The sequence below is a fragment of the Aquimarina macrocephali JAMB N27 genome, assembly GCF_000520995.1.
Lineage (GTDB): Bacteria > Bacteroidota > Bacteroidia > Flavobacteriales > Flavobacteriaceae > Aquimarina > Aquimarina macrocephali.
Window position 1 is genome coordinate 23,284 of sequence record NZ_JACA01000036.1, and the last position, 14,321, is coordinate 37,604.

General features: G+C 32.3%; 17 protein-coding genes and 1 tRNA gene. 14 read left to right on the forward strand and 4 right to left on the reverse strand.

The features are described 5' to 3' along the window. Position 1 precedes the first annotated feature (1 nt). Together Z054_RS0119310 and Z054_RS0119315 are read right to left on the reverse strand one after the other, a co-directional pair. A complete protein-coding gene (locus Z054_RS0119310; RefSeq protein WP_024771688.1) occupies positions 2–883 on the reverse strand; it encodes a phosphatase PAP2 family protein in 882 nt (293 codons plus the stop codon). Between the two features lie 99 nt (positions 884–982). Beyond that, entirely contained in the window at positions 983–1,867 is an 885-nt protein-coding gene (locus Z054_RS0119315) for an AraC family transcriptional regulator (RefSeq protein ID WP_024771689.1), read from the reverse strand. A 95-nt stretch (positions 1,868–1,962) separates the two neighbouring features. On the opposite strand from Z054_RS0119315, the gene Z054_RS0119320 reads away from it, so the two are divergent. The 7 genes from Z054_RS0119320 to Z054_RS0119350 all read left to right on the forward strand — a co-directional run bounded on the left by Z054_RS0119320 (position 1,963) and on the right by Z054_RS0119350 (position 6,836). Beyond that, positions 1,963–2,376 carry a hypothetical protein gene (locus tag Z054_RS0119320; protein WP_024771690.1) on the forward strand — a complete coding sequence of 138 codons (414 nt, stop codon included), beginning with the start codon at positions 1,963–1,965 and terminating at the stop codon, positions 2,374–2,376. Positions 2,377–2,387: 11 nt separating this feature from the next. Further along, entirely contained in the window at positions 2,388–3,212 is an 825-nt protein-coding gene (locus Z054_RS28865) for a helix-turn-helix domain-containing protein (protein WP_035092737.1), read from the forward strand. Positions 3,213–3,313: 101 nt separating this feature from the next. Then, the gene (locus tag Z054_RS0119330; RefSeq protein ID WP_024771691.1) at positions 3,314–4,045 is read left to right on the forward strand and encodes an isochorismatase family protein; all 732 of its coding nucleotides are present in this window, start codon (positions 3,314–3,316) and stop codon (positions 4,043–4,045) included. 360 nt (positions 4,046–4,405) lie between these two features. Beyond that, positions 4,406–5,014, forward strand: coding sequence for a hypothetical protein (locus Z054_RS28870; protein ID WP_051473816.1), 609 nt, complete (start codon positions 4,406–4,408; stop codon positions 5,012–5,014). Positions 5,015–5,020: 6 nt separating this feature from the next. Beyond that, positions 5,021–5,545, forward strand: coding sequence for a hypothetical protein (locus tag Z054_RS32160; RefSeq protein WP_051473818.1), 525 nt, complete (start codon positions 5,021–5,023; stop codon positions 5,543–5,545). Continuing rightward, positions 5,532–5,897 carry a hypothetical protein gene (locus tag Z054_RS0119345; protein WP_024771692.1) on the forward strand — a complete coding sequence of 122 codons (366 nt, stop codon included), beginning with the start codon at positions 5,532–5,534 and terminating at the stop codon, positions 5,895–5,897. The genes Z054_RS32160 and Z054_RS0119345 overlap by 14 nt, the downstream gene beginning before the upstream one ends. Before the next feature lie 243 nt (positions 5,898–6,140). After that, entirely contained in the window at positions 6,141–6,836 is a 696-nt protein-coding gene (locus tag Z054_RS0119350; protein WP_024771693.1) for a dioxygenase family protein, read from the forward strand. 193 nt (positions 6,837–7,029) lie between these two features. Here Z054_RS0119350 and Z054_RS0119355 read toward each other — a convergent pair whose 3' ends face one another. Beyond that, positions 7,030–7,602 (reverse strand): hypothetical protein, encoded by a 573-nt coding sequence (locus Z054_RS0119355; RefSeq protein WP_152538613.1) that lies wholly within the window; start codon positions 7,600–7,602, stop codon positions 7,030–7,032. Between the two features lie 358 nt (positions 7,603–7,960). On the opposite strand from Z054_RS0119355, the gene Z054_RS0119360 reads away from it, so the two are divergent. Then, the gene (locus Z054_RS0119360) at positions 7,961–9,661 is read left to right on the forward strand and encodes a helix-turn-helix transcriptional regulator (protein WP_035092745.1); all 1,701 of its coding nucleotides are present in this window, start codon (positions 7,961–7,963) and stop codon (positions 9,659–9,661) included. A 129-nt stretch (positions 9,662–9,790) separates the two neighbouring features. Continuing rightward, positions 9,791–9,964, forward strand: coding sequence for a hypothetical protein (locus Z054_RS31815; protein ID WP_161635313.1), 174 nt, complete (start codon positions 9,791–9,793; stop codon positions 9,962–9,964). Positions 9,965–10,023: 59 nt separating this feature from the next. Here the strand turns inward: Z054_RS31815 and Z054_RS0119370 are convergent. Further along, a tRNA-Phe gene (locus Z054_RS0119370) sits at positions 10,024–10,096 on the reverse strand. A 98-nt stretch (positions 10,097–10,194) separates the two neighbouring features. On the opposite strand from Z054_RS0119370, the gene Z054_RS0119375 reads away from it, so the two are divergent. Genes Z054_RS0119375 through Z054_RS0119395 form a run of 5 tightly spaced genes read left to right on the forward strand, consistent with a single transcriptional unit; the run spans position 10,195 to position 14,319 of the window. Further along, a complete protein-coding gene (locus Z054_RS0119375; RefSeq protein WP_024771696.1) occupies positions 10,195–10,926 on the forward strand; it encodes a type III pantothenate kinase in 732 nt (243 codons plus the stop codon). Beyond that, positions 10,923–12,167 carry a porin family protein gene (locus tag Z054_RS0119380; RefSeq protein ID WP_024771697.1) on the forward strand — a complete coding sequence of 415 codons (1,245 nt, stop codon included), beginning with the start codon at positions 10,923–10,925 and terminating at the stop codon, positions 12,165–12,167. The genes Z054_RS0119375 and Z054_RS0119380 overlap by 4 nt, the downstream gene beginning before the upstream one ends. Before the next feature lie 20 nt (positions 12,168–12,187). Continuing rightward, a complete protein-coding gene (locus Z054_RS0119385) occupies positions 12,188–13,558 on the forward strand; it encodes a tetratricopeptide repeat protein (RefSeq protein ID WP_024771698.1) in 1,371 nt (456 codons plus the stop codon). A 26-nt stretch (positions 13,559–13,584) separates the two neighbouring features. Beyond that, complete coding sequence (lptC, locus tag Z054_RS0119390) at positions 13,585–14,115, forward strand: LPS export ABC transporter periplasmic protein LptC (protein WP_167549790.1); 531 nt, start codon at positions 13,585–13,587, stop codon at positions 14,113–14,115. 9 nt (positions 14,116–14,124) lie between these two features. Beyond that, positions 14,125–14,319 (forward strand): hypothetical protein, encoded by a 195-nt coding sequence (locus Z054_RS0119395; protein WP_024771700.1) that lies wholly within the window; start codon positions 14,125–14,127, stop codon positions 14,317–14,319. Positions 14,320–14,321 lie beyond the last annotated feature (2 nt).

The following is a 14,321-nucleotide window of genomic DNA, read 5'->3' on the forward strand; positions in this document are numbered from 1 at the left end:
GTTAAAACCTGCCAACCACTCCAATTTGTCTGGCACCTATTCGTAAATTCCATCGGATTTTGTGTTTTTTAGAGCCAAAAGCATAACGTTTATCCTTCTTTAGATAATTATCAACACTGTCAACAATAAATACACTCATTACTAACCCAAGTGTTACGTCGGTCAACCAATGTGCACCATCCCACAATCGCGAAACTGGAGTGATCAGGCCTAGAGCATAAATTCCACCCTTCACAAATAAGTTATCAAATTGTTTAGCAAATGCATGTGCTGTAGTAAACGCCAAAATTGCATGTCCAGAGGGAAAGGAGTGATGTCCAGCTTCATTAGACCAAAAACGGAAACTTAAGTTCCCTTTGCCTTCTAGTGGTCGTGCACGACCCACAGCAGTTTTACCTAATGTTTGAAGAAGTCCTCCTGCAGTTGCAGATGCAATAAGAAGAACGCCAGTTCGTCTGATTTTTTCATTTTTTGTAATAAGCCCTAAAGTATAAACGCTAGTTGTTAAACCATAGTTTAATATAGGTTTTCCAAATCTAAAACCAGCTTCTTTTATAAGATCAGGAACCCCATCTCCTTGTTTTGTGAATACCTTATCGGCAGGCTCTTCTACTGCCAAAAGAATAGCATTCCCGGCGATAACTCCACCAAAGGTTAGCCAGTCTTTTTCTTTCCACCTTAATGGACTTGTATAAACATGTTTTACACCACCATAAACAGACACACCATCATGCTTTATCATTTGCCAGGTGGTCATTTTATGTTGAGTGTCTAGTGTATCACTAACATTTTGAGAATCTTGCACATCGTGAGAATCCTGAGAATGAATTGTGAAAGTAGAAACGAGTAAAATGCAGATTAGCAGTATTTTAGTGTGCGTCATAGTAGAAATTTGCTATGCAAAAATAGTAACTTATTCATAATAAATCATATGACCAGAGCTATTTAAACAAAAAAAGAGTTGTGATGCAAGGATAAAAAATTAAATTTTTTGCAGATACATTTTTTGAAATTGAGAAGGAGACATACCGCTTTTTTGTTTAAATAATTTTGAAAAATGAGAATAATCATCATATCCTAAATCCCAGGCGATTTCTGTTAAATTATTTTCAGAATATAAAATTTGTCTTTTAGCTTCCAGAATAACTCTTTCTAAAATAAGATCTGTTGTCGTTTTTCCGACGGTCTCTTTACATATTCGATTTAGATGCTTTACACTTATATTCATAGTTTCTGCATATACAATAGCAGATTTTTGCCTCTTATATTTTTCTTCAATCAATTGCTCAAACTTATGTAGTTTCATCGTAAGGTTTTTAGAGTTTATCAGATCTTCCAAATTATCTTTTAGAACAAGACGTGATAATTCTATATAAATTAGATCAATAAGATTAACTAATTTCTGTTTTTTTAATAATGCGTTAGATCGAGATTCATTTAAAATAGAAACAAAAAGAGGCTCAATCAGTGCCTGTGTGTTTTTATCCAGATAGATACAGGGGGAGTTTTGATTTGAGAAAAAAAACGGAAATATAGAGAGATTTTTATTCTGGCATATTGCTTCGTAAAATTCTTTAGAATGAAAAATAATATACCCCTTGCCTTTTGTAGTAAATTTCCAAAAATGTGTCTGACCAGGCCTTAAAAGAAAAACACTACCGGGTTTAATTTGATAGGATTCAAAATCAATTTCGTGAACCCCTGTTCCTTCAATAAACAAAACAGAAAGATAGAAATTATGCTTGTGTGGATGTGATATTATATCTCGATTATTTAATAAATGAGTTGTAAAGTCATTTGCATAAAAATTTTCAATGCTTCCGGTATCGTGAAATTGTGTAATATCTAAAATAGGAAGATTCGTCATATATCAATAATGTCTTAATTATACAAATAAAAGTGTAAATAATAAAATATACAAATGCTAAAATATCTATATTTTGCAGTAAAAATAGTAGTTTTATGAAAACTGTGGTAAATATCTTAAAGGGAAAATGTTCAAAGTGTGAAGAAGGAGATATTTTTATTAAAAAAAGAGGGGTGTTTGCATTGCAATTGCCTAAAATGAATGAGAAATGTCCACATTGTAATCATAAATTTTTGATTGAACCAGGTTACTTTTATGGGGCAATGTATGTGAGTTATGGTCTAACTGTGGCTGAAGGAATTGTAATTTATTTGTTAAGTAGTTTTTTTATAGTAAAACCAATTCACTTCTTTATTATTTTATCTATCAGCGCCGTATTATTGAGTACTACAAACTATAAATATGCCAGAATATTTTGGATATATTTGTTTACTAAAAAAGAAAAAAAAGAATCAGAATTTACTAATTCATTTATTCGAGAAGGTACAAAAGAAACAGAATTACCATAACTATACTTTATATGATATTTTTAGGAAACATAAAGGAGTATCTTCAATTAGAGACAATCAATAGTCAAAATAGTAAAATACTAAATGAAACTATAGAAAGTAGTTTGACTATTCTATGGTTTGAATCTGATCAAAATGAACTCATAATTGATGGAAAGAAGCAAGCATTCTCTAAGAATGAAATTGTTTTCTTGACAGAGTTTCATAATGTTATAATCAAAAATATTGATTGTATTAGGTTTTTAAGATTTAATAGACCTTTCTATTGTATTCTTGATCATGATACCGAAGTAGGCTGTAAAGGCATCTTATTCTTTGGAGCATCACAATTACCAATCATTCAAATTCCGGAAGAAGAACTAGATAAATTCGAGACGTTATGGAAAATGTTTACCATAGAGATGCAATCTAATGATAGTTTGCAAATAGAGATGTTGCAAATGATGCTTAAACGATATTTGATTCTATGTGCCAGAATTTATAAGTTAAAAGAGAATTTCCCCAATGAAAAAGAGGATTCTGATATTGTAAGAGAGTTTAATTTTTTGGTAGAACAACACTTCAAGACAAAGCATCATGTATCTGAGTATGCCGAGTTGTTATACAAATCTCCAAAGACATTGTCTAATATTTTTTCAAAGATGGGCTCCAAAACGCCCTTACAATATATACAAGATCGAAAAATGCTGGAAGCGAGAAGACTTTTGCATTATACAAATATGCAGATAAAAGAAATAGCTTATGAAATCGGATATGAGGACGTACAGGCATTCAGTAGATTTTTTAAAAACCAGGAAGGGAGTTCTCCTTCAGAATTTAAAGAAAAAGTAAGCTAGGAAAAATTGCCAACACTTCGGGAATAGTTACCTAACAAGAACTTACTTCTCTACACCATCTTTGCATTGTCAAATTGAGTATTAATCTAAAGAATAAGACAATGAAAAATTTAGTAATAACATTAACTTTAATCATATCAGGTCTAACAAGTGTGTATGCACAATTACCTGATCCCGGATTTACTGTAGATCAAAATACAGCAATCGTAATTACAGATCCTCAAAACGATTTTTTAAGCCCTAATGGTGTAACCTGGGGAGTAGTAGGAGAAAGTGTTACTGCAAATAATACTGTTGATAATATCGAAGCATTATTTAAGGTAGCGCAGCAAAAGAATATTACAGTTTTTGTCTCTCCACATTATTATTATCCTCATGATCATACCTGGAAAATAGAAGGAGCATTAGAAGCATTAATGCATAAAATTAATATGTTTGATAGAAAAGATGCATTATCTACAGAGGGTTTTGAAGGTTCTGGAGCAGATTGGTTAGACAAGTACAAAAAATATATTAAAAAGGATAATGTAATTGTAACAAGTCCTCACAAAGTGTATGGGCCAGAATCCAACGATTTGGCTTTACAATTACGCAAACATGGGTATAGTAAAGTAATATTGGCAGGTATGTCTGCAAACCTTTGTACAGAATCCCATATGAGAGATCTTATTGAATCTGGTTTTGATGTTGCTGTAGTAAAAGATGCAACCGCAGGAGCTATTTTACCAGGTCTAAATGCTTATGAGGCAGCAGTAGTAAACTTTCAAATGATAGCTAGTCATGTTTTTACAACCAAAGACATCGTTAAAGAAATAAGTACTTCTAAACAATAAATGGCAGGATTATAAAAAAAGTGAAATGTGATTATTTCACAATTGATGATTGATTTTTTATGATAGGAACCCTTGTGAATAATTATTCACAAGGGTTTGTTTATTCTTTGTATTACCAGTTGCGCCAAGGAAATTGTTTACTATCTCACCTGTAAATCTCTCAGGAAATATCACGAATTTAAGCTTAAAATAAGGTTGTTCTCGGCAATTTTACTGTGAATGCGGTAAGTGCTATAAATCAACCTAGTAGTAATTTAAAAAAAAGTACGGATAGTAGCATTCGGACTTGTTATGTGGAATAATTTTTAGGGTCTGTCGGCATTTAAATGTTGTATATATAAACAATAAAATCTTAGAATTATGAAAATGAAAAGAAATCAATTCATCATCCTGTTTTTAATCTCAATAAGTTTTTTGGCTTGCAATAATGATGATGATAACAATGTAGCACAAAGTGATTTTGGAATCTTTAAATCAATAAATGATACGACCGCAGAAATGAATGGTACAATTACGAGTAACACCCCAACTCATTTTAATAACCTATTGGCAAAATATCCCAAGCTGAAAAGGGTAAATATGTTGGATTGTCCTGGTTCTGAAGATGATGATGCTAATTTGATCGTTTCCAAAAAAATGCATGATAGTGGTGTAGAATTTCATTTATCTGCTCGTTCGGTCATTGCTTCTGGAGCGGTAGATATGTATGTCGGAGGAGTAAAAAGAACACGTGAACAAGGAAGTCGTATCGGAGTACATTCCTGGGGAGCTGCTCCCGGACAACCAATCGCTACTTCATATCCCGTAGGTCATGCTGTGCATTTACCATATATCAATTATTATAAGTCGGTAGGATTTACGCAGAAAGAAGCAGAAGATTTTTATTATTTCACTATTAAAGCCGCTCCGGCAGAAAGCGTACACTGGATGACAGAAGAAGAGATAACCCAATATAAAGTAACAAAATAACAAAGTATGAAAAATCATTTTAAAGTATTAAATATATTGGTGGTAGCCTGCGCTATTTTAAATTGTGTAGCCTGCTCAAATGATGATGATTCCGCAATAATGCCAACAACAGGAACAGTTAATCCAGGTGATGATCCTAATTTCAAGATTGTAAAAAATACAGATGCTGGATTTGATTCATTTAACAGAAAAGTTATGGTCTTTGATATTCCAATTTATGCTGCAGCTGCAGTAGAAGATACTAAACTATTGCATGCTGCTAATTTAATGGCTCAGTATTTAGATAATGACGAAGATGGTTCGATTGACAATACAACGATTCACAATTCGATGAAATCTAACAAAGCTTTTTTGTTTATGTGGAAAACAGAAGCAGATAGAGATAATTTTAATCCCCCTGCTGGATTTGAAGTTGGGCAAGATTTAGGAGCAGATGAGACCGTACCAACATGGCATACAAATGGGCATACAGGATCATTTGATGCTGCTTTAGAAGAAGTGTGGCATATTGTTGCTAATGGGGGGGCATGAAAGAGCTTATCCAGGTATTTTTAGTTCTCAATCTGGATCAGAAATCAGTAAAGCAATGGATGCTGCTCGTGGAGGAAACTTTCAATCCCCTCCAGAAAATTACCCAGCTAATGCCTGGTATACTTATGATGATATTACTTGCGATTACAATTGCCAGGTTGGAGAATATTTATATTGGATAATGAGTTCTATGCTCGGTGCTCAGGAAAATAGACTAGGTGAAATTGATAACGAGTGGAAATTAAACACTAGAGCCAAAGTAGAGGCAATCGATACAAAAGCCTGGGCAATATTTACGAATTCAGCATATAAAATGCCTGCAAAATTGCCAGATGGTACTTATAAAAGATAATAAAATAGGGTAAAGTATATTTTGATTGTTGTTTATATATAACATCTAAATGTATTTTAGTTTTTTGTGAGAATAGATATTCTTCTGTAGAAAACTCGATATGTATATTGTAGAAGAGGTAATAGCAAGAGATGATATTCGTATAAATGTTGTAATAGAAAATATTGATTAATAAAGTGTTGTGGGGCGTTTCTGTGTTGTAGTAATGTGATCACGCCCCTGCAACCACAAATTATAAATATGATGGATAGAAAGAAATTTTTAAAAAATGGGATGGCAGGAATAGGCTCTATTATAGCAATCCCAACGTTAATAACATCATGTAGTAAGAATGATGATGACTCAGGAAATACTGTAGATGCTGGTTCATGTGTCATTTCTCCAGTCGAGACAGCAGGGCCATTTCCAATAAAAACACCGACAGATTTGGTAAAAGAAAATATAATTGGTGATCGTACAGGGATTCCATTAAAAATAACAATACAGGTGCAAAATGTAAATAATAATTGTGGGCCATTAGCAGGTGTTTTTGTGGATATTTGGCAATGCGATGCAAAGGGAAACTATTCTGAATATTCTGGTCAGTTAGATGGGGATTTTACGAGTCAAAAATTTCTAAGAGGAAGGCAAACCACAGATGCCAATGGTAATGCTTCGTTTATAAGTATATATCCAGGATGGTATCCTGGTAGAGCTCCCCATCTTCACTTAGAAATTTTGAAATCATCAGGAGAATCATTGCTTATTACTCAAGTTGCTTTTCCAGAAAATATTTCTAAAGCAGTTTATGCTACTACGAATTATAAAGGAGATTTTGATACTTCAAATACCCAGGATGGTATATTTTCGGGTGATATTAATCGTAGTATAGCGAATTCTGTAACAGGAAATACAACCGATGGTTATATCCTTACAGAGACGATAAAGGTATCAGGGTGAATTTAAAATGCTAGAAATCTTATAGTTTTTGGTATAAAAAAGAGATATTATTTTTAGAATCTTATAAAAACAAAAAACCTAAACATTTGTTCAGGTTTTTTGTGGTGTAACTCCTTCAGATAAATATCAATATATTTTTCCTCACAAACTCAGATGATTTTTTGAAGGCACCTTTTTCTTATAGATTATTTTCTTAATACACCCAGCCAGTTACTCCTTCATATTTATATCCGGCGTTAATACCTTCAGAATAATTTTTGGTATATAGATGATCAGAATTTCTGGTATGATAAAAGCGATATAGCTTTTTTCTTCCATTACCGGGTTTTTTATGTATTAAAACAAGCCTGGAAACATCTTTCCAGCCTTTACTGATTAAAGTTAAAATTTCAGTAGGGCTAGTTGTTAGTACAAAATCTATTTTTCTTGGATGTAATAAAAAGTATAATTCGTTATGTGTATTAAAATCGATTTCTCGGCGAGATCTGGCTACATCGGTTCTAAAAGAAACTCCTTCTCTGCTCCCTATTCCAATGCCTTGGCCTCCTTGTGTTTTATATGTATGAAGAGATGCAGATCCTCCGCTATAATATCGATACACGTTTTGAGAACTTAAAGCCCTTGATTTTGTGTTGATATTGCCTTCGGTTTGATTAGAAACTTGCTCCAGAGGTACATCTTCACCTTCTGATTCACAAGAAGTCAATAATAGACATATTGCAAAAATCAAATTTAAAATTGAAACTAAGAATTTGGTTTTTTTCATGGCTTTAAGAGTTTTAAAAATTAGTATTTGATGAATTAATTTTATGGTTGGTACATATTTCATCCCCTACAGAATTCAAAAATATGAAGATGGATACAAGAAATACAAAGTAATATTCTTGATATTTATAAATTTAAACCAATAATTTGTACATGTCGCATGGTTTAATTTTTGCTGTTATATACCAAATTATGCATTGATAATAGTTAGTTTTATAGATTGAATGAAATATTCACAATATTTTTTTGATAGTTTTATTCCTTACTATTTTTTAATATCATTTACTTATATATTTAATTAAAAGATATGATTTTTGAATGCTGTTAAGCAGATTTCAAGGACTATAAAAATCACTTTAATGATCAGGAAGTATTCGTTTTTAGGTTACCTGCTAATTTTATTTGTTTTTGTGCAACCATTACGAGGACAAACTAAGAGTTCTAATAGTGCTCAGGATTTATTAGATTTTAATGAATTAAAAGAGGTAATAGCGGCGCAACCAGAAGATTCCTTAAAATTAGAAGTAGCACAGGCCTCTCTTGATAAAGCCAGATATCGATTAGATACACTACGTATGGCTAACGCGTATTATTTTTTATCCAAATTTAACCGTTCTAATCAATTACGCTATGCCGATAGTCTTATTGTAATTACCAAAGGTAAAAGTTATGAAAGATACCCGGCTTTGGGTTATTTGCGTAAAGGTAATGTGCGTTATGAAGAAGGAAATTACAAAGAGGCTTTAGAATTTTATCTAATAGCATCAAAATCTGCAAAAGAAAACGGCAATGAACTGCTATACCTTAAGTTGAAATTTAATATAGGATTATTAAAAAATACTGCAGGAGAAAGAGAAGAAGCACAAGCTATTTTTTTGGAGTATTTAAATTTTTTAGATCAAAACCCTAAACTTAAAACCTCAAACCTTTACAATAGAGTGCTGTTTGCTCTCACTGATTCATACATTTATAGTAATCAATTTAATCTAGCCGAAGATTATATTGATAAAGGGATTCAAGAAGCATTAAAAACAAATGATATATCTATATATTCTAATTTTGTTGTGTATTCGGGGATGTATAAATATTTCTCTAAAAACTATAATCAAGCAATTGACAGCCTTGAAAAAGGAAAAAACCTAATACAAAAATCTGATGAGGTAAAGACAAGAATTGCTATCTGTGATTATTATATTGCCCGTTCATACCAGGATCAGGGTAAGGTAGAGCAGAGTATGCAATATTTTAAAAATGTAGATCGTATTCTCAAAGAAACTGAAGATGTTATTCCCGAATTAATAGATACATATGATTATTTGATTGCTGATTCTAAAGCAAAAAAAAATCTTGAAAAGCAAATTGAATACATCAATACACTATTAAGATTGGACAGTATTAGACATGCTAATCAAATCTATCTAACCAAAAACATTAATGAAAGATATGATACAGTAGAATTGATTTCTGAAAAAGAAAAATTAATAGATCAGTTGCAACACGATAAATTCTTAAAAGAAGAAACCATAACTATTCTAATAGTGTTTCTTGTCATTTTGATCATAGTTGCTACATATGGTTTTCGCAAAAGCTATGTAAACAAAAGGCGTTTTTTAAGATTACTTGAAGATCAAAAAACCAAAGAAAGTAATCTGCTAGATTTTGTTGATATCAGTGCTAATATTTCAAAAAAACAAGATATAGATATCCCAAAAGATGTTATAGAAACTGTATTAAAAAAACTTCATAATTTTGAAAACTCGACTAAGTTTTCTAAAAAACATTATACACTTAATTCATTAGCCAAAGAGTTAAATACAAATAGTGCGTATTTATCAAAGATTATAAATGTGTATAAAAATGTGAACTTTGCAAATTATCTAAATAATTTAAGAATTGATTTTGCGGTAGATGAACTTGCCTCTAATAAATCATTACGTTCCTATACGATTAAGGCTATTGCAGAAGAGGTAGGGTTTAAAAATGCACAATCGTTTTCTTCTGCGTTCTATAAAAAAACAGGCATTTATCCATCTTACTTCATTAAACATTTAGAGATATAAAGTAAAGGCTTATAGTGTCTACTTCAATGTTTTTATACCTTAAATTTATAAATATCAACTAGTATGTCATATTAGGAGTTAGTTAAAAGCTATATTTTTAATATTAAGAACACACAAACCGAAATTGTTATGAAAACAAATAAGAAAATAAAATCATTTAAGTTAGAAAAGATAAAAATTACCAAATTGGCTAATGCAAATACAATCAAGGGAGGTGATAGTATACCACCTGCCACAGAAAGATTTTGCAATACGAAGAAATGTTTCACCAAACTAACCAAAACAGTTCCCGTAGAGGAATAGGGTAGTTTTTTAATGATATATAATAAAAAAAACCCGAACATTTGTTCGGGTTTTTAAGGTGGTGCCTCCAGGAATCGAACCAGGGACACAAGGATTTTCAGTCCTTTGCTCTACCAACTGAGCTAAGGCACCTTGCTGTAAGCGGATGCAAATATAGAACGCTTTTTTTAATACACAAAAGAAAAAATTAAAAAAATCGTTTTGTACTTTTGCGACTTACAAAATAAAGTATGAATCTCATTATTGATGTAGGGAATACATATACCAAAATAGGAATTTTTGAAGAATCAAAAATTATCTATAAAAATAAGATTGAACAACATCGTTTTAAAGAGGCAATCCAAAAAATCAAAGAAGAATACCCTTTGATCACCGATGCTATCCTTTCTTCAGTATCTAATATAGCAGAGAATCATATAACATATATTAAAAATTTGTATAACACGCTTATATTAGATCACCTGGTAGAAATGCCATTCAAGAACCTGTATGAGACCCCATCTACACTAGGGATAGATCGATTGGCTTTGGTGGCAGCAGCTGTAAATCAATTTCCTAATAAGGATGTATTGGTAATTGATGCAGGAACTTGTATAACATATGATTTCAAAAACAAAAAAGAAGAGTATCTTGGTGGCGCAATTGGACCAGGAGTTCGGCTAAGATATGAGAGTCTTCATAATTATACGGCAAAACTACCATTGTTACAGGTAACTGATCCAAAAAATCATATAGGAAACAGTACAGAAGAGGCAATACATTCTGGAGTAGTTTTTGGAATTTTGCATGAAATTAATGGAGTAATTGAAGAATATTGCAACATTTATACTGATTTAACAGTTATTTTAACTGGTGGAGATGCACATTTTTTGTCTAAAAGATTAAAAAATAGCATATTTGCCACTTCTAATTTTTTGTTGGAGGGATTAAACCACATTTTAGCTTTTAATAATAGTAAATGATAAAGAAGATTTTAGTGATCATATTGGTACACGTTACCATAATATCTTACGCTCAGGAAGGGACTTCGTCTCCGTATTCTTTTTATGGGATAGGGATTCCGAAGTTCAAAGGAACAGTAGAAAACAGATCGATGGGGGGATTGAGTATATATACAGATAGTATCCATGTAAACCTTCAAAACCCCGCGTCTTATGGAGAATTGAGACTTACAACATATACAGTAGGAGCATCATATCGTAGATATAAGATTAGTAATACCAATCAATCATCATCGGGAGAGAATGCCTCATTAGATTATTTGGCTATTGGTATTCCTGCTGGTAAATTTGGCTTTGGCTTTGGGGTTATTCCTCTTACCTCTGTCGGATATGAACTCAATAGTGTTAAAGATGATGGAAGTGAACTTCGATTTGCCGGAAGTGGAGGGCTTAATAAGGTCTTTTTGGCAACAGGGTTCAAAGTTAACAAGAATCTGAGTATAGGTATAGATTTAAATTATAACTTTGGAAATATTGAAAATAAGACAATATTACGAAGACCAGGTGTTCAATTTGATACCAGAGAAATAAATAGTTCAGATTTATCATCTTTTAGTTTATCTTTTGGGGTGACATATAAAACTATGATCACAGAGAAACTAGAATTAGTTGCTTCTGCAGTATCAACACCTTCTTTTGAATTAACAACAGATAGTACAAGAGAGCTCGCTACGATTGTTATCGATAATAGTGGTAGAGAAGGAGTTGTGGAAAGACGAGATGTTGCTGTAGAAGATAAAGAAATAGATCTTCCCGCCGAATTTAAATTTGGTGCCGGGATTGGGGAACGCAAAAAATGGTTTGTAGGAGCAGAGTATATATACATGGATTCTGGAAAATTTACTAATCTTACATCTAGCCAGGATAATGTTGTATATGAGAACGCTTCAAAATTCAAAGCAGGAGGGTATTATATTCCTAATTATAATTCGTTGACAGGCTATTTTAGCAGGGTGGTATACCGTGCTGGATTTCGTTATGAAGAGACAGGATTAAATATTAATAACGGTTCGATTAATGAGTTTGGCATATCTTTTGGAGTAGGCCTACCAGTTGGTAGATTATTCTCGAATACTAATATAGGTTTTGAGTATGGTCAACGGGGAACAACAAATTTTGGGCTGGTTAAAGAAGAGTTTTTTAATATCTCTTTAAGTTTATCATTAAATGATAAATGGTTCAGAAAAATAAAATTTAATTAAATACAATAATTACTACAGCTATGAATACTAAAGTTTTATTTATAATAGCAACAGGATTAGTTTTAAGTACTACGAAAGTAAGTGCTCAGGCTACAGACTGTGCAACTACAGCATCCATCGCTTATGAGCATGCTAAGGTGAAGAATTATGCTGCTGCAGAGGAGCCTCTGTGGAAAGTGAGAAAAGAATGCCCTACATATAGTGTCGCAACATATCAATTTGGACAAAAATTGTTAGTAGCTAAGTATAAAAAAGCTTCTGCTGCAGAGAAATCTGCTCTTGCAAATGAAATAATTAAACTATGGAAAGAGCGTTTTCAATATTTCCCGGCAAAAACTAAAATTGGTGATATGCATTCTGATATAGGTCAGTTAATGTATGATAATAAAACCGGAACCAAAGAAAGTCAGTTTGCAGAGTTTGATATAGCATATACAAAAGATAAGAAAAACTTTAAAAGGCCTAAGAAATTATATACCTATTTCTCTCTTTTTGTAGACCTTCATGGTGAAGGGAAAAAAGAACTTCAGGGAGTTTTTGATCTATATGATGATATTACAGAAAAGATAGAAAATGAAGAAAGTAGATTGGCAGAAATAATAGCAGGTCTTACAGAAAAAGAAGAAGCAGGGACTACATTATCATCTAAAGAGAAAAGAAAACTAAAAAACTCAGGAATCAACCTAACTGCTTTTAGTAAAGTAAAAGCAGGAATTAACCAGAAACTTGGAGAGTTAGCTGATTGTAAAAATCTAATACCTCTTTATACTGGGCAGTTTGAGTCCAAAAAAACAGATGTTAGCTGGTTAAAAGGTGCTGCAGGAAGAATGTCAGGAAAAGACTGTACAGGAGATCCATTGTTCTTTAAATTGGTTGAGGCTTTACATAAAGCAGAACCATCAGCAAAAACAGCATATTATTTAGGGATCTTAGCACAAAAGGATAGAAAAATGACTACAGCAAGGAAATACTATGACCAAGCTGCAGAAATGGAAGAAAAATCTAGAGATAAGGCTAAAGTATATTTCAAAATTGCAGAAATGCTTAAAAAGCAAGGAGCAAAAGGTAAAGCTAGGTCCTATTATAGAAAAACACTTAAGCATAGACCATCTATGGGAGTTTGTTACCTTAGAATTGCAAGTATGATAGCAGGTAGTGCAAATAGTTGTGGAGCTGATGTGTTTAGCAAAAGAGCAGTATATTGGTTAGCAGAAAACTATGCTAGAAGAGCAGGAAAAGTAGATCCAAGTTTAAGATCTACCGCAAATAAGTTTGCAGCTAACTATCATGCTAAAGCACCAACAAAAACTGATATCTTTAATAACCCAGAAAAAAAATCTATAAGTATTGGATGCTGGATTGGTGAAACGGTTAGAGTGCCAAAGCTATAATGCAGAATAAAAATATATATACAATAATGAACATTGTCACAGCATTTGCTGTGACAATGTTTTTTTCATGTCAATCAACATCAAAAAATGATCTGGGAGATATAGGTATAGAAGACGCTCCTATTGCAGAGGGATATGAGGTAAATCTTAAATATACAGATTCAGGAAGACTTACAGCAATACTTAAAACATCAAAAATATTAGATTATTCTAACAAATCTTTTGTGTACCATGAATTCCCAGAAGGTATCGTGTTAGATATCATTGATAAAGAAGGAAAAGTAAGTGTAGTTACTTCAGATTATGCAATTTCTTACGAGCAAACAGGCCTAATCGATATGAGAGGTAATGTAGATATACGAACTGCTGATAGTACCCATTTACAAGCCAAACAGTTATATTGGGATCAAAATATTAATTGGATATTCACAGATCAACCCTATAAAAGTTATTTGCCAGATGGGACAATTAATGAAGCAGATGGTTTTGATGCTAATCAGGATTTTACTATCTTGAATTCACGAATAAATGATGGGGTAATGTTTATAGAGGAGTAATCCAGTACTATGATGAAAGTATTTAGATTTTTTGAGTATGCCTATTTGGCTATCATGTGTTTTTTTATTTATGAAGCATATGTAGAGTGGGGACAAGAAGGCGGAAGAAGTATGCTTTATATTTTCTTTGCAATCGCCGCAATTTTTATGTTTTTCTTTAAAAGAAACTTTAGAAAACGATTTGACGCCAATAACAAAGACTAATT